This is a genomic window from Pseudoalteromonas sp. 68 DY56-GL68 (genome assembly GCF_041414825.1).
Lineage (GTDB): Bacteria > Pseudomonadota > Gammaproteobacteria > Enterobacterales > Alteromonadaceae > Pseudoalteromonas.
In genome coordinates this window covers 696,460-714,351 of record NZ_JAOCZL010000006.1, presented here as the reverse complement: position 1 = coordinate 714,351, position 17,892 = coordinate 696,460, and the positions used below count along the sequence as shown (strand labels likewise).

Sequence of the window (17,892 nt, the reverse complement as noted above, 5' to 3'; positions counted from 1 at the left end):
AATGCCCTTTACAGCTTACTCTTAAAGGCTAGGGGAGGAGTGCTGCTATGGAGAACAGCTCAGAATTCTGCTCGGTTTTACTAAATTTCTTAAAATCTATCGCCAAACTATTGCTATGAATTTGCTCAACGAACGTGATTGTTTTAGCTGTGTGAGGCGTAAAAATAGCAATGCTTTGATGTAGCTCCAAAGGCTGTTGGTGGAATATGTCATATATGTTTACCATTGCTAGAGCACCAAGTGTGACATGCCCCCCGATACAAATGTCGATTTTTTCTGACGCAGCTTTTAGTGGCCAATTAATCGCGCCTACTAAGACTTTATCGCGTATCTTATTGTCATTGAGTGCGCTAATCGCTCCAAGTGCAATCGCATCATTAGCACTCCAAATAATGTTTATTTGCTTTTGGTGATTTAAAAAGCCAATGCTTTGGCGGTAAGCTTGCGTTGCAGACCAATTGGCAACACTTTGTGCGACTAATTTTGCGTTATTTGTTTTTGAAATATAATCAGTTATGCCTTGTTGTCTATCAATAGATGCGTGAGTTGTATAGTCACCATGAATTGCATAAATGTTAGCTTGTCCGTTATTTTTTTCTACGAGCTTTTGAGCTAACAACTTTCCTGCTTGAACATTGTTTGGCACAACGCTGCCCGAAATATTAAGCCCTTTACTACTTAAGGCTGCAAGTTCATCGTCAGTAGGACGATTTAGTAAAAAGTATATCGGGGTATCAAACTTTGGCAGATCTAATAGTAGTTGGCTGAGTACACTTTTTTCATCCACTAAAATCAGCATATCAGGTTTAGTGTCTATCGCTTCAACAACAAGCGATTTCATTAAAATATGATTACGATTAGCGTACTCAATTGTTAAATCTATATCTAAATCATCTGCTGCATCGCGCATGAGCTCAGATACTTCAAACCAAAAAGGCCCTGTGGTATTGGTATCGGCGTAACCCGGATTGATAAAAATAACTTTATGCTGTGCTAAAACACTGGGAATGCAAAATAAACAAAATAAAAAAGAAAGGGCCTTTGGCATAAACAACTAAAAACAATACAACAATGAAGTGAGTATAGCGTTTATTGGCAGAAGTTTCGATTAGCTGTTTGGCTTATAAAATAGCTCGACTCAGCTTGTGTAGTGATTTGAGATAGATATTAAAGAGTGTTCGATTGCAGGCTAATTTATTCGTTTCCAACCAGTAAAAAGGATATAATTAACGGCAAGTCGGTTTTAAGTGGATGTAGTATGAAAGTTGTTTTGAGTATCCTTTTTTTCGTTACCTCTTTATCTAGCTTTGCTAAAGGTATTGATTTGGAAGCTAACATGAAAAATATGGGGTTAGCATACAAAAATGCTGTGCAAGCGAGTGAATTGAGCGAGTTTAACCACGCAATTGATGAGTTTATTCAACTATTAGAGAAAGCAAAAACGGCTGACTTTAAACAGCATCAATCTGCTTCTATTGAGGGTATTGATAAAGTTATTCATAAAGCAGAAGATGCTAAAAAGCTCGCCAATAAACAGGGGATACTAGCGGCAAAGGCACCATTAAAAGAAATTGATACTTTACGCAAAAAGTACCATGAACTTCATGAGCCACCCGGTTTTTGGGAGCTACTATTTGGCAAATAAAAAAGGTGCTTTGCACCTTTTTAACGTTTTTTCTTTTTCCCTTGTACGGCTTTAAAGCGTGGGTTTTCTTTGTTAATCACGTAAACGCGCCCTTTGCGTTTTACGATCTGACACCCAGGTCTATTTTTTGCGCTTTTTAATGAACTTAATACTTTCATTAATTCTCCTTTTATTTGCTCGCTAAATTTTTAAAGCGGCGATTAAATGCAGCAACTCGACCATCACTTGCCACAGCTTTTTGTTTACCAGTATAAAAAGGGTGTGAGTCACTCGATACATCGATAGGCACATAGGGGTAGGTCTTGCCTTCAAGGTCTACTGTTCGCGATGTTTTAATTGTTGAACCTATAATAAAGTAGCTATCTGCTGCTGTATCATGAAAGGCGACTTGCTGGTAATCAGGGTGTATATTCGGTTTCATTATATAACCTTTTGCTATGTGATAATGTATCAAATGGTAATCGTTCACATTACTAAGATCAAGATAAAAATAATTCTTATTTAATATTTGTGGTTCGATTTTAGCCAGTCTGAACAAACTCTGACCACTTAAATTCAAAAAGCTGGCTATTGTTAATAAGGCTGTTATAACTAGGTATGTGTGCTCATATAATAAGAAGGAGTAAGGCAGTGAACGATGAAATTCAAACTGAGCAATTGGACCAAAATGTAATGAATACGCTTCGTGATAAAGATCATTCGACACTTGCGAGCCATGTCGATACTTTAAGCTTCAGTCACAATGATATAATTGAACTCTTAGCACAGTACCTTGCTCTGGGTGAGCAGGATGATGATGAGCGTTTTGATACTTGGTTTGATAATCTCACTAAAGAGCAGCATACGGTAGTGAAAACTTTCGAAGTGTACCGTGGTCAGTACGAGCATTTAGACTAATTTAACAAATAGAGGTGTATTAAACTCCCAATGAGGGCGTGTGTATTATCTACATACATGTTTATAGGTAATCTTGAGCAATTTAGGAAGTACTTATTTACGGTGAATAATTTCCTGTAAAGTTAACTTATTTTAAATCCCTCCTTGAAACTCTAAAATTTGGCCTCAGTGAAGTAAGTAAGCTTATACCGAATTACTTCAAAAGGAGAGGTTATGTCACAACATGTTATTGAAATGCCAGATTTAGGTATTGGTACATTTCGCCTAGAAGGAAAGACAGCTTACAATTCAGTTCAAATGGCGCTTGATATTGGCTTTAGACACATAGATACAGCGCAAATTTATGGTAATGAAGAGCAAGTCGGTAAAGCAATTAAAGACAGCTCTGTGCCCCGCAGTGAAATTTTTATTACTACCAAGGTCTGGAATGACAAACTAAATAAAGCCAAGTTTGTTGATAGTGTTAAACAGAGCCTTGAAAAGCTTCAACTAGATTATGTTGATTTGTTACTTATTCACTGGCCTTCTCCCAGTAATGGAGAAAAAATGAGTGAATATTTAACTGAGCTCAAAAAAGTAAAAGAACTTGGTTTAGCAAAACACATTGGTGTTTCAAACTTTACCATTGCCAACTTAAAAGAGGCGATGCAAACGCTCGACGCGAGAGAAATTTTCACCAATCAAATTGAAGTTCATCCATATCTTACCAATACTAAATTGCGTGCTTTTTGTGGACAACATGATATCCATGTTACAGCCTATATGCCGTTTGCCGTAGGTGAAGCCCTCAAAGACGATGTGATATTGGATATAGCGAAAAAACATAACGCTACACCTGCGCAAATCGTACTTGCTTGGGTAAATGCAAATGAGATGACGACGATTCCTTCATCAACTAAGCGAGAAAATTTGGCTGATAATTTTGATGATTCAGTGAAACTTGATCATGAAGACATAGATAGAATTAATGCGTTAGACCAAAACAAACGTTTAGCGAACCCTGATTTTGCACCACAGTGGGATCAATAAATAATAAGGTTAAGCCGCCATTTGGCGGCTTTGTTTATTTGACAGATAGATCATATTTGCAAACAACTTCTTCAATATATTTGTGACGCAGGGTGTTTTTACCTTCGTTGCCAGTACCGTGACTCAATGCTTTGTTCATAAGATTTAAAGCTTTATGGAGTGCTTGGCGCTCATCGACTGTTAAGCCTGTTTTCGTACGAAGCTCGGTAATATCATCAATGAGTAGTTTCGCTACATCAAGTTGCACGGCTTCTTCAATCAACCCATTTTGGGTTAACACCCCATATTTGCTGCATAAAAACTGCTGCCAAACTTGTTGCAAATGTTCGTCAATCTCAGCACCAAATAAGTCTTCATTAAGGGCGTAACCTTGCTCGGCCAGTTTACTAAGTTGAGTCGAATATTGTTGAGCAAAATGATTGAAGGCTTGGCATGATGATTTTACATCATGTTTCATAATGTGCTGTCCCCAGCTAGACGCACCACGAGGATAAAAGTCTTGATATTCCTCACATTGATAAATACCTGAGTAAGAGCTGCATTCTAGTTGGCTTTGTAAGCAGTAACTTGGTTTTGGGAATAGTCCTTTTTGTTGCCAATCAGTTAGTGTTTCTTCATCAATTGATAGTGCATGACAAAGCTCCTCTGTGGTGTAAAAGTAATTAGCCAAAAATTTTGAAAGTTGCATTATCAATCACTCGCAATGAATACTGTTTATTTATACAGTATTCAATTCTGGCTTACCCTAAACATTTTATCAAGTATTTTTATTTATTAGCATGTATCACTCGGAAAATGCCTGCATTTATGTTACAACTAGCGCAAATTTTCCAAACATAAAATAGTTATGCGCAGCCTAGAAACAATTAAACAAGCAAGTTTGATCACAGCAATTAAAACACCTTATCTCAACAGCGGTGATATTGATCTAGCTTGTTACGATGAGCTTGTTGAACAACAAATTTCAGCAGGAGTCGATGGGATTATTGTTGGTGGTACCACAGGTGAAGGCCAACTAATGAATTGGGAAGAGCACTTGATGCTTATTGCACATAGTGTAAGTAAATTTTCAGATCGTCTAGTCATCATAGGTAACACAGGTAGTAATAATACCCGTGAAGCTATTAAAGCTACCGAATATGGCTTTGCTACGGGTATGGATGCAGCGCTGCAAATTAATCCATATTATGGTCGTACTTCTCTTCTTGGGGTGAAAGAGCATTTTAAACGTTTATTAGATATCGGACCTGCGTTTATCTATAACGTGGCTGGCCGCACAGGCCAAGATCTAACGCCTGATATTATCGAACCTTTAGCAGCGCATGAAAATTTTATTGGTGTTAAAGAGTGTGGTGGAAATGAGCGGATCGGCCATTATGAACAGCAAGGTATTGCGTGTTGGTCAGGTAATGATGATGAAAGTCATGATGCTCGCCATATCCATAATGCTCATGGTGTTATTTCAGTAACTTCCAACTTAATTCCAGGCTTGTTCCGTCAGTTAATGGATAACAAAAACGATAGTCTTAACACTCAGTTACAGCCGTTAATGCAGTGGTTATTCTGTGAGCCAAACCCAATTGCAATTAATACTGCTTTAATGATGACCGGCGCAGTAAATAGCGTTTTCCGTTTACCTTATGTGCCGTTAACGCAAGCACAACAAGCGATTGGTCAACGCCTTATTAATGAGCTTAATGTTGCTGATATTGTAGGCGATAAAGCTCAACTTTTAGACGAAAAAGCGGTTATCTTACGATAAAACTGAATTGACACTTAATTCTGGTTACAATTAAGTGTCAAAGTTTTACTTTTTTGTGGACAATGGGTAAAATTAGCAATCGATTAGCGCTAAAAGAATAAACGTTTGTGAAATTTGTTGTTAATAATGTGTGTTTATGGGTTGCACCCGGGCAACAAATACCTGAACGATTAGTACCAAGCTCCAGCGAACTTGATTTAAGCTGGATCCCTGCCATGCAACGCCGTAGGTTAAGCCCTTACATGAAAATGGCATTGCATACCCTACGTAGTGCACAAGCTGAACATTCCCAGGTTGCTGTAAATTTTTCATCACGTCATGGTGACTTGCCTAAAACAGCTAAGTTACTTAACACCCTTGTTGAACAAGCGCCTTTATCTCCGACTGCGTTCGGGTTAAGTGTGCATAATGCGACGACGGGGATTTTCTCGATAACGGGTCAAAACAGAGCAGCAATGAATGCTATTGCCGGCGGTGCAGAGAGTATCATTGATGCAATCACAGATGGCTATGCCCGCGTCAAATCAGGTCTTGAAAGTCAAATTCTAATCAACCATACAGACAGTGTGCTACCTGAGGAATACCTTTGCTTTGCAGATGAGTTGCAGATTGATCATAGTGTGTCGTTTATGCTTTCAACACAACTTGGTAACGATGCATATTTTGAACTAAACAAGTTATCAAATCATGATGTGTCTCCTTTGAGTGATTGTTTACCATTGAGCGTACAACTTGCAGATGCGTTTATTCGCAAGGAACCGAAAACAGTGCTTGTACATCAACAGTCGGCTTGGATGCTTCAATACCATGCTCATTAACTCACTGGGCAAAGCGTGGCGTATCTTTGCAACAGGGCTTTGTTTTACTATTTTCGGTATTGGTGGCATTGTTTTAACTTTGCTGGTATTTCCGTTGCAGCGTTGTATTGAGCCCTCGGCCCTTAAACAAAAGCAAAAAGCACGTATCACAGTGCATTACACATTTAAGTTTTTTGTTGCTTTAATGCACTACACAGGCGCTATTCATTTTTCTGTGCATGATAGGGCGCGTTTTAAACAACTTAAAGGTCAACTCGTGTTGGCTAATCATCCATCTTTGATTGATGTCGTAGTGCTCATATCAGTCATTAAAAATGCAGATTGTGTCGTTAAAGCACATTTATTTAAAAACCCGTTTATGCGTGGAGTTATAAAGGGAACGGGTTATATTAGTAACGAAGATCCACAAGAGTTATTAGAGGAATGTGCGGCGTCACTCTCATCAGGTCATAATTTAATTATTTTTCCTGAAGGAACGAGAACAACGCCTAACGAACCTCTAAAATTCAAACGCGGTGCGGCAAATATTGCAACGCGTTGTCGAGCACCCATAACGACGGTAATGATTAGCATGAAACCAAGTACACTAACTAAAGACACACCTTGGTATAAAGTCGCTCCCACGAAAGCACATTTTATGATGCGTTTTGCTAATCAACAATTTACATACACAGGCTCATTTAAAGGTGAGCAACCTGCAATGCAAGCGCGACAATTAACCCGTGATTTACAGCATTATTTTACAGAGGAACTCAGGCAACTATGACTGAACTAAAGAATCAAATAAAACAATTAATCATTAGCAGCTTAGACCTTGAAGACATTAGCATTGATGATATCGAGAATGACCAACCGTTATTCGTTGATGGCTTAGGGCTGGATAGTATTGATGCGCTTGAACTAGGTTTGGCCATCAAGAAAGAGTTTAATGTGAAAATTGACGCGAACTCAGAACAAACAAAAGCGCATTTTGCTTCAGTAGATGCACTTGCTGATTTTATTAATCAAAACAAATCGTAATATAGACTTAGAAGTAGGAAAAAGCATGAAAACCGCTGCCGAAATTTACACCGTTTTACAGGGCATTTTAGTTGATGAGTTTGAAATCGATGCTGATGACATCAGCCTTGATGCAAATTTATATCAAGATCTTGACCTTGATAGTATTGATGCTGTTGATTTGGTCGTTAAATTACGCGAAATTACGGGTAAAAAAATTGAGCCGGATGCGTTTAAGCAAGTACGCACAGTGCAAGATGTTGTTAGCGAAGTAGAAAAACTAGTTTCTTAATTTAGCAACATGCTTAAAGCAATTACCACTACGTTAATTATCATCGGCTTATCTTTATACCCATTCATTGTGTATTTTGGTTTGCAGCACAGTTCAATTAAGCAGGTTAGTCTAGTACTGATTGCTTTATTAATTTTACGATTGATACTTAGCAAGCGCTTAGCGAATAAAATGCCATGGATAAAACCAGCCTCTTTACTAGCAATTGTGGCGTTAGTGGTAACACAGGTTTTTAATAGCGAATTAGGATTAAAGCTTTATCCTGTGATTATTAACAGCGTCATGGCAGCTACTTTTTTATATTCGCTAAAAAAGGGGCCTCCAGTCATTGAGAGTTTAGCGCGGTTAAAGGAAGGTGAGCTCGATGAAAACGGTGTACGTTACACGCGTCAAGTGACGAAAGTATGGAGTGTATTTTTCCTGCTTAACGCCTCAGTGGCTTTATATACATGTCTATTCACCTCGTTATCAGTGTGGACGCTTTACAATGGTTTAATCGCATACATACTTATCGCTGGTTTAATGCTAGTTGAGTGGTTGATCCGACAAAAGGTAAAAAATAATGTTGGCTAATAACTTACAATTTCACCCAAACGGTGCTTTTGTTGTCTCAGATAAAATCGTTAACCACCAGCAATTTTTTGCTGACATAGCGGCCTTTAAAGCGAAATTACATACGTTAAAAAGCCCATGTCATGTTGTTTTATTTCACCCTGATACTTATCAATTTGCTGTTCGGTTGTTTGCACTTGCTTGTGCTGGGCATAATGTCATTTTACCGCCCAATGGACAACCTGAAACATTACGCTTGTTGTTGGCTCAAGCCCCTGTATTTGCAGGAGATACTGCAGATTTAGATACGCAGTTTTCTATTACGAACCTTGAGCAGCAAGCATCTTGTGCGCCTACACCGTTAACTCAGCTCCAGTGGCCTACAAACACTGCGGTGATTTTTTATACCTCAGGTTCCTCTGGGCAATCCAAGCCGATTGTAAAGCCATGGCGCGTGTTAAATCGTGAACTGTCAGTGTTATCTATGGCCTTTGATTTAAAGGGGCAATTTACATTTTTAGCAACAGTGTCACATCAGCATATTTATGGGTTGTTATTCAGGTTACTTTGGCCTTTGGCGAAAGGGCACATTATTGATAGTACACAAATCCAGTACCCAGAGCACATAGTGCAAAAGCTGAAAAAGACCCAACAAGCTGTATTGATTTCGAGCCCCGCACAGCTTGGACGCTTATGCTTAGACAATGTACTGATACCTGAGCGAGCACGCATAAAGTGGCTTTTTTCATCGGGTGGTCCGTTAAATAATCAGCACGCAGAGACGCTCTTCAATCAATTGGCTCGTCCAGTCACACAAGTTTTTGGCAGTACAGAAACGGGCGGCATTGCTTATAGGCAAGTTACTCAAGCAGCGGTTGAGGTTCCATGGCAGCCTTTTAGCGGTAATTATTTATCAATTAATCAAGAAGGTCGTTTAATACTCGACTCTTATATTCTAGAGCAATCTGGCTTTGCGCTAGATGACAGGGCACAGGTGCACAGCAATGGCCAATTTAAATTATTAGGACGTATTGATAGAACCATTAAAATTGAAGAAAAACGCCTAAATTTAGACGACTTAGAAAATTACTTAATAAGTCATACTTGGGTGAAAGAGGCTAAAGTTGTCGTCTTACCTGCGAAAAGAGTACAAATAGGTGCTGTTGTTGTATTAACAGATGATGGAAATAGTGAACGCCTTAAACAAGGGAAACTAATTATAAACCGTACTTTACAAAATTATTTATCTAATCGGTTTGAACGCATATGCCTGCCACGTAAATGGCGCTATATCGATGCGCTTCCTTTTAACAGCCAAGCTAAATTAAGCATCAAAATATTGGAGCAGTACTTTGCCAAGTCTGAATAATGTTACGCCACAGGTGAGCGTTTTATCACAAGCAAAAGACAGCGTCAGCTTAGCGTTAACGATTACGGCTGATTTAGATTATTTTCGGGGACACTTTCCTGATGCGCCTATCTTAGCAGGGGTCGTACAGTTAGATTGGGCTGTTAAATATGCGCAGCAATACCTTGGTTTTGGTTCTTTAGTGCAAGACCTAGAAATATTGAAATTTCAAGTGGTTACTACGCCTGATATGACGGTTAACTTAAGCTTAGAACGCAATGCAAAAGGCAAATGCTTATTTAGTTATTCCTCTGATAAAGGTCAGCATGCATCTGGCCGAATCGTATTTTGTGATTAAACAATGAACCAGTTTTGTATTGTTATTCCAAATTACAATCACATCCATGCTATCGCTGCGGTACTTGATGAGTTAAAGGCATTACAACTGCCGATTATTATGGTTGATGATGGCAGTGACGAAAGTGCGAAACAAGTATTTTCAGCACTTGACGCCAAGTACGATTTTTTAACTTTGCTCACCCATGCTCAAAATCAAGGTAAGGGTGGTGCTGTTCAAACCGGTTTAATGTATGCACATAAGCAGGGCTTTAGTCATGCGATTCAAGTTGATGCCGATGGCCAGCATTCACTCGATGATATTACAAAGTTAATTGAGTTAAGTCACTGCGCTCCCAAGAATGTGATCAGTGGTTGTCCTATTTATGATAGCTCTGTGCCAAAACACCGTTATTTAAGTCGCTACATTACTCATTTTTGGGTGTGGGTTGAAACTTTAAGCTTTGATATTGTTGATTCGATGTGTGGCTTTCGCGTTTATCCTCTTTCGGCTGTTGAAGAATTAATGTCTAAACAGACGTTAGGCAAACGCATGGACTTTGATATCGAAATTTTAGTTAGATTATATTGGCAAGGTGTGAAGGTTACTTTCTTGCCAACCCAGGTGATCTACCCCGAAAATGGCGTATCTCACTTTCGAGCCTTACATGATAATGTGGGTATTTCTTGGCTGCATACGCGTTTATTCTTTGGCATGTTACTGCGCTCACCTAAGTTACTTTGGCGTAAGGTGGTTGGCTGATGGCTGTTAAGCACTGGTCTAAAATGCAAGAGCGTGGTAATTGGCTCGGCATGCAAATTTTATTAATTTGCTATCGTGTTTTTGGCCGTTCAGGCTTATGGCTCGTATTGTTTCCAGTCGTGTTTTATTTGTTTTTAACAGGAAAAACAGCCCGTGAAGCATCTTATGCATTTTTAACTCAAGCACGTAAGGTAAATGGTAACCATAAAGCGGTTACATGGCGTGACAGTTTTCGCCACTTTCGCGCTTTTGCTGACAGTGCGTTTGATAAAATTGATGCTTGGCTTGGTCGTATTCAGCAAAGCGATATTATCTATACAAATGAAGCACTATTTAAAGAGCTTGACGAGCAACAGCAAGGGGCCATTTTTATTGGCTCACACTTGGGTAATTTAGAAGTTTGTCGTGCACTTAGTCAACATCGCTATCGTAAAGTTATCAATGTATTGGTATTTACTCATCATGCGGTTGAATTTAATAAATTACTCAAAAGCATAAACCCTGATGTAGGCATTAACTTAATTCAAGTCACTGATCTTGGGCCAGACATGGCGATTATGCTCAAAGATAAAGTAGAGCAGGGCGAAATCGTTGTCATTGTAGGAGATAGAACCAGTACTACAACGGCTGGGCGTGTGGTTGAGGCTGACTTTTTAGGAAAACCAGCGCCATTTTCACAGGGCCCTTTTATATTAGCAGCCTTATTAGATTGCCCTGTTTTTTACTTATTCTGTTTAAAAGATAAGTCGGCAGAAGGAAAGAGGGTTTATCGGGTGGTGTTTGAAAAATACGCAGACAAACTTACGCTGCCACGCAAAACTAGGCAGCAAATATTACAAAAAATTGTGAGCGATTATGCACAAAGGCTGAGCTATTACGCGGCTGCCTATCCATATCAATGGTTTAATTTTTATGATTTTTGGCAAAATGACGAGCAAGTGTCTCGCGACCAAAACAAGGAGAACTAAAGTGTCAGAGCACACGACTACATTATTTGGTGAGCAACGTTTATCTATTGAAGATATTGTTCATATTGCCTTGCAGAAAGGGGCTGTTGCATTAACCTCAGATCACCAATTTGCCAAAAAAATCGACAGTGCCGTAGCATTTTTAGATAAACTCTTAGAAGACGATGGCGTAATTTATGGTGTCACCACAGGTTATGGTGACTCGGTGACTGTAAAAGTACCTCTTGATTTGGTTAATGAACTTCCTCTTCACCTCACTCGATTTCATGGTTGTGGTCTGGGCAATACATTTAACTTAACTCAAGGACGCGCTATTTTAGCGACTCGCCTAGCTTCACTGTCGCAAGGATACTCAGGCGTTAGCTGGGATATGCTTAATTTATTACGTGATTTTTTAAATCACAATATCGTGCCAGTTATTCCCGAAGAAGGTTCTGTGGGTGCCAGTGGTGACCTCACACCGCTTTCGTATGTCGCGGGGGCTATGGTTGGCGAGCGTGATGTGTATTACAAAGGCGAAATTAAAAACAGTTTAGCCGTTATGCAATCACTTGGCTTAAAGCCATTAAAGCTTCGCCCTAAAGAGGGGCTTGCGGTGATGAATGGTACTGCCGTAATGACTGCTTTGGCATGCCTTGCTTTCGATAGAGCCGACTACCTTGCTAAATTAACCAGCCGAATTACAGCGCTTGCCAGTCTTGCTTTAAAAGGTAATAGTCATCATTTTGATGATATTTTGTTTTCGGTAAAACCTCACCTAGGCCAACAGCAAGTGGCTGCGTGGATCCGTGGTGACTTAAACCATGTAGAGCACCCACGTAATGCTGACCGCTTACAAGATAGATATTCAATCCGCTGTGCGCCACATGTCATTGGTGTATTACAAGATAGCCTCCCTTGGTTTAGGCAAATGATTGAAAATGAGCTTAATTCGGCGAATGATAACCCAATCATCGATGGTGAAGGTGAGCACGTATTGCATGGCGGTCATTTCTATGGTGGCCACATTGCAATGGTTATGGATAGTATGAAAACGGCGGTGGCTAATTTAGCTGATTTAGCAGACAGGCAAATCGCTTCACTTGTAGATACTCGTTATAACAATGGTTTAGCTTCAAACTTGTCAGCAAGCACAGATGAACGTCGTTACATTAATCACGGTTTTAAAGCGGTGCAAATTGGTGCCAGTGCCTATACCGCTGAGGCACTAAAGTTGACCATGCCTGCTAGTGTATTTTCGCGCTCAACCGAATGTCATAATCAAGACAAAGTAAGCATGGGAACTATTGCGGCACGTGATTGTTTACGTGTGCTCCAGTTAACCGAGCAAGTCGTTGCCAGTACACTGTTAGCTTGTATACAAGGTTTACGTTTGCGTATTAATAACGGTGAGCTTGACTACGCAAGTTTAACCCCTGAAGTGCAGAGTATGTATCAAGATATTAGTGAGTTTTTCCCACAGCTTGATGAAGATCGCCCACTTGAGGCGGTGTTACGTTTTACCGTTGATGCTATTCAAACTAAACGTTGGAGTTTATATGCATAGTCGTGGCTCTTTATTGAGTACTTATGTAGAAATTGAAATCCCTTTTCATGATTGTGATCCTATGAACGTGGTATGGCATGGTAATTACCCACGTTATTTAGAGGTGGCACGTTGCGAGTTACTGCGTTTATTTGATTATGATTACGGGCAAATGCAGGAGTCTGGCTATGCGTGGCCTATTATTGATATGCATATTAAATATGTGGGTTCTGCATTATTTACGCAAAAGATACGGATTGATGCATATTTGAAAGAATATGAAACGCGATTGCGTATTGATTATATTATCAGCGATGTTGCGACGGGCAAAAAGTTGACGAAAGCGACGACTATTCAGGTGGCGGTTGATATAGAAAACAAAGAGATGCAATTTGTATCACCGCCTGTACTGCATGAGAAATTACAAAAGGTGATCTAATGCGAATGAGCATTTTTCTACTATGTAGTATGTTTTTTATAACGCCGGCTCTTGCTAAGAATGTGGTAGAGCATGGCTCATTCAGCCAAGAAAAACACTTTAAGGGCTTTAGCAAGCCCTTTATTTCAAAAGGCATTTTTGAACTTAATGAAGAGAGCTTAACATGGCAAGTGCAATCACCGGTAAAAAGCACTTTATTTATTAAACAGGGCCAAGTTTATACTCTTGACAGTCAAGGAAACGAACAATTACAAAAAGGGGCTGAGCCCTATGTGAGCCTGCTACGAGCAATTTTAAGACACGACAAAGCGGCGTTAGCAGAGCAATTTACAATAAATAAAAGCGTTGAGCCTAATTGCGAAATCCTGTTGCCTAACCAAGCATTACTAAAACAAGTTTTTAGCCAGTTTGAACTTTGTTTTGATGCGAATAAGGTGGCTACCGTGCGCTTACAAGAGCCAAATGAGAATTTTACCTTATTGCGTTTCTCATATACTGAAAATGAGCAGCAAAAGTGAAAGCGTGGGCAATTACATTATCTTGGCTAACTTTACTCACTGTTATGTTAGTTGTTGCTTTTGTGGTAAAACAACCGGCTTTAAATAATGACATTTTAGCCTTGCTGCCCAAGTCTGAGCCAAGGTTACAACAGGTAGAAGAGCACTTTTTTTCAGCCAACAAGCAACAACTGAGCTTTTCATTTAGCGGTGAAAATAATACCCAAGCTTATGACGAAATGCTGAGTTGGTTAGCTGGCAAAAATATTCAACCGCGCTTTACACTGCCGAAGATTGAGACTCTTGCCGATTTTTATAGCCAATACGCGGGTTACTTGTTGGCACCCGAGTACCAACAAAGCCTACGTGAACCTAAAGTTTTCGAGCAGTACTATTTGGGGCAATTGAGCCAAATTGCTGATCCCTTCGTATCTAGCACCATCAATCAAGATCCTACGCTTAGTACCGCAAGTTTTTTGAGGCATGTTTTAGCCAATATACAACAATTTGAATTACAAGATGGCCGAATAACTGCTAACTACCAAGGCGAAGATTACTTACTTTTGTTTGTTAACAGCACCAATAATGCCTTTTCGATTAATAAGGCAATCGCTTTAAATGATGAAATATTAACTAAACTCACCCAATTAGAAAGTCAGTACCCAAATACAACTGTCCATTATTCAGGGGCTTTATTTCATACCGCTGCAAATGCTAAACAAGCAAAATTTGAAATGACTTTATTTGGCTCCTTGAGCTTAGTTGCACTGTTTATAATGGTTGTGTGGGTATTTAGATCAGTAAATGCATTGTGGCTTGCCTCGGTGACTGTGGTCAGTGCTGCACTTGGTGGCTCGATAGTGCTCGTTAGCTTGTTTAATCAGATCCATGTACTGACGCTTGTGTTTGCGGTCACACTGATTGGCATCGCTATTGATTATGCATTTCATGGCATGCTTGATTTAACGCAGCATAAGAGCGGTTTTAGTCGTGGACTCAAGCTTGCGTTAGCGCTCTCTTTACTGACTACGACGATGGGGTATGCAAGTTTATTTTTCTCGCCCGTTCAGCTGTTAACTCAAGTCGGTGTATTTGTTGTTGCAGGGCTTGTAACTGCATGGTTTAGCACGCGATTTTTACTACCCCACTGGCAAAATAAGTTAACAGTGATTCAAAGTGCTAATCATCTTACGTTATCTCTTAGCAAGCAATTACAGAAGGTTAACGAGTATAAAACAGCACTAATAATAGGACTATTAGTGCTGTTAAGTGTATTTACACTACTTAAACCTCCAGTAGTAAATGATGATGTAAAACTATTAAATGCAAGCCCAAAAGCATTGATGGATAACGAAGCACTGCACATGGCGTTGCTAGGAAAAGACAATGGCCAGATAATGATTTTGTTTGCTGAAAATGCACAGCAACTTTTAGAAAAGCAAGAAACGTTAAAAAGCAAAATTAATGAGTATAAAGGCAAGGCTGTGATGCTCAGTGATCTTGTACCAAGTACTCATCGACAACGCGAGAATAAAGCGGATTTATTAACCCATCAAGCTGCTATAAATATCGTTAGCCAAATGACCGCCAATCCAGTGCAGTTTAGCCAGTCGACCTTAACTTTAGAGACCGCACTTGATTCAGCACTAGCACCACTGATACATAATCAAGTGTTTATAAACAACTCATTTGTGGCCAGTTGGTTCATGGTAACTGGCGTTGAAAAACAGCAATTAAAGCAGTGGGCAGCCGCCGACAGCGATTTAATTGTGTATGATAAAGTTGCGCTGATCACTGATGGGCTGAGTCATTACTCACAGTCATTATTAGTCACATTACTGATTGCTATGACCTTCGCTGTTTTGTTATTTACCTTTAAGTTTGGGTTTAAAACTGCATGCAAACAAGGCTTGATACTCGCTTTAACTTTAACCGCAGTATTATTGTTGTGCAGTTTGATACAAAGCCAATTATCGATTTTTAACTTATTGGGCTGTTTATTGATTTTAGCGTTAGCAATTGATTACCTCGTATTTTATCAAATCAATAAACTGGTACCGAGCAATGTTTTGGCAATTAGTTTGTCAGCAGCATCATCAATGTGGGTATTTGGTATGCTCGCAGTGTCAAAAACACCAGCCATTTTTAGCTTTGGTTTAACGGTTTTAGTGGGGCTAATGTGTATTTATATACTCGCACCACTTAGTGTTGCATTACCTAATAATAAGGAAAAATAATAGGTGAATACGCAAATTCAACAGGCAGATGTGATTATCATTGGTGCGGGCCCATCAGGAGCCGTGGCAGCCAGTTTATTGGTTAAAAAAGGGTGGCGTGTTGTGGTATTAGAGCAACAAGTTTTCCCTCGCTTTTCGATAGGTGAAAGCTTGTTACCCCAATGCATGAGCTTTTTAGCTGAAGCAAACCTTGAAGAGGCTGTGCAGTCGCAGGCTCAAGATTTAGGTTTTCAGTTTAAAAACGGCGCGGCGTTTCAGCGCCGTGGCCAGCATACACATATCGACTTTACAGAAAAGTTCAGTGCAGGCCCAGGCACAACGTTTCAAGTTAAACGTGCTGATTTTGATAAATGCTTGGCCGATGGTGCGATACAACAGGGGGCAGAAATTCGCTACCAACATAGCGTATCAGCTTACACAGATTGTGAAGATGGTGCACTACTTAGCGTTATTGATGAAAATCAGCAAAGGTATCAAATTAAAGGCCGATTTGTGCTCGATGCCAGTGGCTTTGGTCGAGTGTTACCAAGACTACTTAACTTAGAAACACCATCAAGCTTTCCGGTGCGCTGGGCTTTTTTCAGTCATTTTGAGGATAATATTCGTGACGAGCAGTTTGACCGCGAGAAAATACTCATTAATATTCACCCCGAATTTAAAGATATTTGGTATTGGCTTATTCCATTTAGCGATGGCACAGCAAGCATCGGTGTGGTTGGCAAACCGAATCAGTTTGAGCCGCAAGAACCATTAACTTGCTTAAATCAGTTTATTGAACAAGATGCTTACTTAAGCAAATTACTAGCAAATCGTGTGGCAAAGGGTGAGGCGCGTGCCATTAAAGGTTATTCAGCGAATGTGTCGTCTTTATATGGTGAGCATTTTGCGTTACTGGGGAACGCGGGGGAGTTTTTAGATCCTGTTTTTTCATCTGGTGTCACTATCGCTTTAAAATCAGCCTCGTTGGTGGCTCCTTTGGTTGATAGCTATTTGCGGGGTGAAAAAGTTGATTTTGAAAAGCAGTACAGCACCCCTTTACAACAAGGCGTCAATTGCTTTAGAACCTATGTGAGTGCTTGGTATGATGGTTCATTTCAGGATGTCATTTTTTATAGTGAAAAAAATCAACAAATACGTGAAATGATCAGTGCTATTCTAGCAGGTTATGCGTGGGATCTTGATAATCCATTTGTTAAACAAAGCGATAAACGTTTAAACACCTTGGTCGAGTTATGTCAGCAATAATGCGTTATGTAATTGTAATTTGTAGCTTACTTTTAGTTAGCTGTGCCAGTGAGTATGCAGTTAAAACAGGGCTTGATCTTGCACCAAATGCTGGTATTTATTTATCGGATCCGCCTGTTTCGTTAGACCTTGATAATTGGCAGCAAGTGCTTCAAGTAACCCATGATGCAGAGCAGCATACCTTGTTAGCACAGTTAAATTTGAGCAGTGAAACGGGTATAAACTTAGTTGTAATGACGGTGCAAGGGATGCCAATTTTTCAACTCGAAAAAGCGCCATTAGGAGCGGTCAAAAGTGAAAAAATGTTGCCGATTAGTGCGGTTGATCCACGCTATATTTTAGCTGACATCATGCTTGTGCATTGGCCTATAGATGTACTTAATTCACAGCTTTATGGCCTAGTAATTGATGAGCAAGGGGCAACACGACGCCTTTACCAAGGAAAACGGCTGATCAGCGAAATTCAATTTTTAGACAGCCAAACCAAGCTTGTTAACTACGAGCGAGACTACTCAATAATTTTTCAAAGGGTTAATTAAT

The 17,892-nt window shown here is 39.7% G+C and carries 23 protein-coding genes; 19 read left to right on the top strand and 4 right to left on the bottom strand.

Annotated features, from left to right (window positions below; genetic code table 11):
• Window positions 1–28 precede the first annotated feature (28 nt).
• Window positions 29–1,048: a substrate-binding domain-containing protein gene (locus NYF15_RS04040; RefSeq protein ID WP_371352857.1), complete on the bottom strand. Its 1,020-nt coding sequence runs from the start codon at window positions 1,046–1,048 to the stop codon at window positions 29–31.
• Window positions 1,049–1,258: 210 nt separating this feature from the next.
• On the opposite strand from NYF15_RS04040, the gene NYF15_RS04035 reads away from it, so the two are divergent.
• On the top strand, window positions 1,259–1,645 hold the full coding sequence (locus NYF15_RS04035; RefSeq protein ID WP_237119047.1) for a cytochrome b562: 387 nt from the start codon (window positions 1,259–1,261) through the stop codon (window positions 1,643–1,645).
• 20 nt (window positions 1,646–1,665) lie between these two features.
• Here NYF15_RS04035 and ykgO read toward each other — a convergent pair whose 3' ends face one another.
• Window positions 1,666–1,803 (bottom strand): type B 50S ribosomal protein L36, encoded by a 138-nt coding sequence (ykgO, locus tag NYF15_RS04030; protein WP_062567147.1) that lies wholly within the window; start codon window positions 1,801–1,803, stop codon window positions 1,666–1,668.
• An 11-nt stretch (window positions 1,804–1,814) separates the two neighbouring features.
• On the bottom strand, window positions 1,815–2,066 hold the full coding sequence (locus NYF15_RS04025) for a type B 50S ribosomal protein L31 (protein ID WP_371352856.1): 252 nt from the start codon (window positions 2,064–2,066) through the stop codon (window positions 1,815–1,817).
• A gap of 251 nt (window positions 2,067–2,317) precedes the next feature.
• Here NYF15_RS04025 and NYF15_RS04020 point away from each other — a divergent pair, with 251 nt between their 5' ends.
• Window positions 2,318–2,542 carry a hypothetical protein gene (locus tag NYF15_RS04020; RefSeq protein WP_371352971.1) on the top strand — a complete coding sequence of 75 codons (225 nt, stop codon included), beginning with the start codon at window positions 2,318–2,320 and terminating at the stop codon, window positions 2,540–2,542.
• A gap of 213 nt (window positions 2,543–2,755) precedes the next feature.
• Complete coding sequence (gene dkgB / locus NYF15_RS04015; RefSeq protein ID WP_130152338.1) at window positions 2,756–3,571, top strand: 2,5-didehydrogluconate reductase DkgB; 816 nt, start codon at window positions 2,756–2,758, stop codon at window positions 3,569–3,571.
• Between the two features lie 34 nt (window positions 3,572–3,605).
• On the opposite strand, the gene NYF15_RS04010 is transcribed toward dkgB, so the two are convergent.
• Entirely contained in the window at window positions 3,606–4,259 is a 654-nt protein-coding gene (locus tag NYF15_RS04010) for a DUF6058 family natural product biosynthesis protein (protein ID WP_371352855.1), read from the bottom strand.
• Between the two features lie 159 nt (window positions 4,260–4,418).
• On the opposite strand from NYF15_RS04010, the gene dapA reads away from it, so the two are divergent.
• The 16 genes from dapA (at window position 4,419) to NYF15_RS03930 (ending at window position 17,891) form a co-directional block, all read left to right on the top strand.
• Window positions 4,419–5,333, top strand: a complete 915-nt coding sequence (gene dapA, locus NYF15_RS04005) for a 4-hydroxy-tetrahydrodipicolinate synthase (protein ID WP_371352854.1) — start codon at window positions 4,419–4,421, stop codon at window positions 5,331–5,333.
• A gap of 107 nt (window positions 5,334–5,440) precedes the next feature.
• The gene (locus tag NYF15_RS04000) at window positions 5,441–6,151 is read left to right on the top strand and encodes a beta-ketoacyl synthase chain length factor (RefSeq protein ID WP_371352853.1); all 711 of its coding nucleotides are present in this window, start codon (window positions 5,441–5,443) and stop codon (window positions 6,149–6,151) included.
• On the top strand, window positions 6,141–6,917 hold the full coding sequence (locus NYF15_RS03995) for a lysophospholipid acyltransferase family protein (RefSeq protein WP_371352852.1): 777 nt from the start codon (window positions 6,141–6,143) through the stop codon (window positions 6,915–6,917). Before NYF15_RS04000 ends, NYF15_RS03995 begins: the two co-directional genes overlap by 11 nt.
• Complete coding sequence (locus tag NYF15_RS03990; RefSeq protein WP_062567139.1) at window positions 6,914–7,171, top strand: phosphopantetheine-binding protein; 258 nt, start codon at window positions 6,914–6,916, stop codon at window positions 7,169–7,171. Before NYF15_RS03995 ends, NYF15_RS03990 begins: the two co-directional genes overlap by 4 nt.
• A 25-nt stretch (window positions 7,172–7,196) precedes the next feature.
• The gene (locus tag NYF15_RS03985) at window positions 7,197–7,442 is read left to right on the top strand and encodes an acyl carrier protein (protein ID WP_130152334.1); all 246 of its coding nucleotides are present in this window, start codon (window positions 7,197–7,199) and stop codon (window positions 7,440–7,442) included.
• Window positions 7,443–7,451: 9 nt separating this feature from the next.
• Window positions 7,452–8,015, top strand: a complete 564-nt coding sequence (locus tag NYF15_RS03980) for a septation protein IspZ (RefSeq protein WP_130152333.1) — start codon at window positions 7,452–7,454, stop codon at window positions 8,013–8,015.
• Entirely contained in the window at window positions 8,005–9,363 is a 1,359-nt protein-coding gene (locus NYF15_RS03975; RefSeq protein WP_341804667.1) for a class I adenylate-forming enzyme family protein, read from the top strand. Before NYF15_RS03980 ends, NYF15_RS03975 begins: the two co-directional genes overlap by 11 nt.
• On the top strand, window positions 9,347–9,700 hold the full coding sequence (locus NYF15_RS03970) for a thioester dehydrase (RefSeq protein WP_130152331.1): 354 nt from the start codon (window positions 9,347–9,349) through the stop codon (window positions 9,698–9,700). The genes NYF15_RS03975 and NYF15_RS03970 overlap by 17 nt, the downstream gene beginning before the upstream one ends.
• Before the next feature lie 3 nt (window positions 9,701–9,703).
• Window positions 9,704–10,441, top strand: coding sequence for a glycosyltransferase family 2 protein (locus NYF15_RS03965; RefSeq protein WP_371352851.1), 738 nt, complete (start codon window positions 9,704–9,706; stop codon window positions 10,439–10,441).
• On the top strand, window positions 10,441–11,409 hold the full coding sequence (locus NYF15_RS03960) for an acyltransferase (protein ID WP_371352850.1): 969 nt from the start codon (window positions 10,441–10,443) through the stop codon (window positions 11,407–11,409). Before NYF15_RS03965 ends, NYF15_RS03960 begins: the two co-directional genes overlap by 1 nt.
• Window position 11,410: 1 nt before the next feature.
• Window positions 11,411–12,955, top strand: a complete 1,545-nt coding sequence (gene hutH / locus NYF15_RS03955; protein ID WP_371352849.1) for a histidine ammonia-lyase — start codon at window positions 11,411–11,413, stop codon at window positions 12,953–12,955.
• Window positions 12,948–13,373: a thioesterase family protein gene (locus NYF15_RS03950; protein ID WP_062567131.1), complete on the top strand. Its 426-nt coding sequence runs from the start codon at window positions 12,948–12,950 to the stop codon at window positions 13,371–13,373. Before hutH ends, NYF15_RS03950 begins: the two co-directional genes overlap by 8 nt.
• A gap of 5 nt (window positions 13,374–13,378) precedes the next feature.
• Entirely contained in the window at window positions 13,379–13,891 is a 513-nt protein-coding gene (locus NYF15_RS03945) for an outer-membrane lipoprotein carrier protein LolA (RefSeq protein ID WP_371352848.1), read from the top strand.
• Complete coding sequence (locus NYF15_RS03940; protein WP_371352847.1) at window positions 13,888–16,107, top strand: transporter; 2,220 nt, start codon at window positions 13,888–13,890, stop codon at window positions 16,105–16,107. Before NYF15_RS03945 ends, NYF15_RS03940 begins: the two co-directional genes overlap by 4 nt.
• 3 nt (window positions 16,108–16,110) lie before the next feature.
• Window positions 16,111–17,352 (top strand): NAD(P)/FAD-dependent oxidoreductase, encoded by a 1,242-nt coding sequence (locus tag NYF15_RS03935; RefSeq protein ID WP_371352846.1) that lies wholly within the window; start codon window positions 16,111–16,113, stop codon window positions 17,350–17,352.
• Complete coding sequence (locus NYF15_RS03930; RefSeq protein ID WP_371352845.1) at window positions 17,340–17,891, top strand: DUF3261 domain-containing protein; 552 nt, start codon at window positions 17,340–17,342, stop codon at window positions 17,889–17,891. Before NYF15_RS03935 ends, NYF15_RS03930 begins: the two co-directional genes overlap by 13 nt.
• Window position 17,892 lies beyond the last annotated feature (1 nt).

Coding starts and splice junctions, on each gene's coding strand:
- dapA (WP_371352854.1), top strand. CDS start 4,419: ATGCGCAGCCTAGAAACAATTAAACAAGCAAGTTTGATCACAGCAATT.
- ykgO (WP_062567147.1), bottom strand. CDS start 1,803: ATGAAAGTATTAAGTTCATTAAAAAGCGCAAAAAATAGACCTGGGTGT.
- NYF15_RS04020 (WP_371352971.1), top strand. CDS start 2,318: ATGAATACGCTTCGTGATAAAGATCATTCGACACTTGCGAGCCATGTC.
- NYF15_RS03980 (WP_130152333.1), top strand. CDS start 7,452: ATGCTTAAAGCAATTACCACTACGTTAATTATCATCGGCTTATCTTTA.
- NYF15_RS03960 (WP_371352850.1), top strand. CDS start 10,441: ATGGCTGTTAAGCACTGGTCTAAAATGCAAGAGCGTGGTAATTGGCTC.
- NYF15_RS03930 (WP_371352845.1), top strand. CDS start 17,340: ATGTCAGCAATAATGCGTTATGTAATTGTAATTTGTAGCTTACTTTTA.
- NYF15_RS03965 (WP_371352851.1), top strand. CDS start 9,704: ATGAACCAGTTTTGTATTGTTATTCCAAATTACAATCACATCCATGCT.
- NYF15_RS03985 (WP_130152334.1), top strand. CDS start 7,197: ATGAAAACCGCTGCCGAAATTTACACCGTTTTACAGGGCATTTTAGTT.
- NYF15_RS04040 (WP_371352857.1), bottom strand. CDS start 1,048: ATGCCAAAGGCCCTTTCTTTTTTATTTTGTTTATTTTGCATTCCCAGT.
- NYF15_RS03995 (WP_371352852.1), top strand. CDS start 6,141: ATGCTCATTAACTCACTGGGCAAAGCGTGGCGTATCTTTGCAACAGGG.
- NYF15_RS03950 (WP_062567131.1), top strand. CDS start 12,948: ATGCATAGTCGTGGCTCTTTATTGAGTACTTATGTAGAAATTGAAATC.
- NYF15_RS04035 (WP_237119047.1), top strand. CDS start 1,259: ATGAAAGTTGTTTTGAGTATCCTTTTTTTCGTTACCTCTTTATCTAGC.
- NYF15_RS03990 (WP_062567139.1), top strand. CDS start 6,914: ATGACTGAACTAAAGAATCAAATAAAACAATTAATCATTAGCAGCTTA.
- NYF15_RS03945 (WP_371352848.1), top strand. CDS start 13,379: ATGAGCATTTTTCTACTATGTAGTATGTTTTTTATAACGCCGGCTCTT.
- NYF15_RS04025 (WP_371352856.1), bottom strand. CDS start 2,066: ATGAAACCGAATATACACCCTGATTACCAGCAAGTCGCCTTTCATGAT.
- dkgB (WP_130152338.1), top strand. CDS start 2,756: ATGTCACAACATGTTATTGAAATGCCAGATTTAGGTATTGGTACATTT.
- NYF15_RS03975 (WP_341804667.1), top strand. CDS start 8,005: ATGTTGGCTAATAACTTACAATTTCACCCAAACGGTGCTTTTGTTGTC.
- NYF15_RS04010 (WP_371352855.1), bottom strand. CDS start 4,259: ATGCAACTTTCAAAATTTTTGGCTAATTACTTTTACACCACAGAGGAG.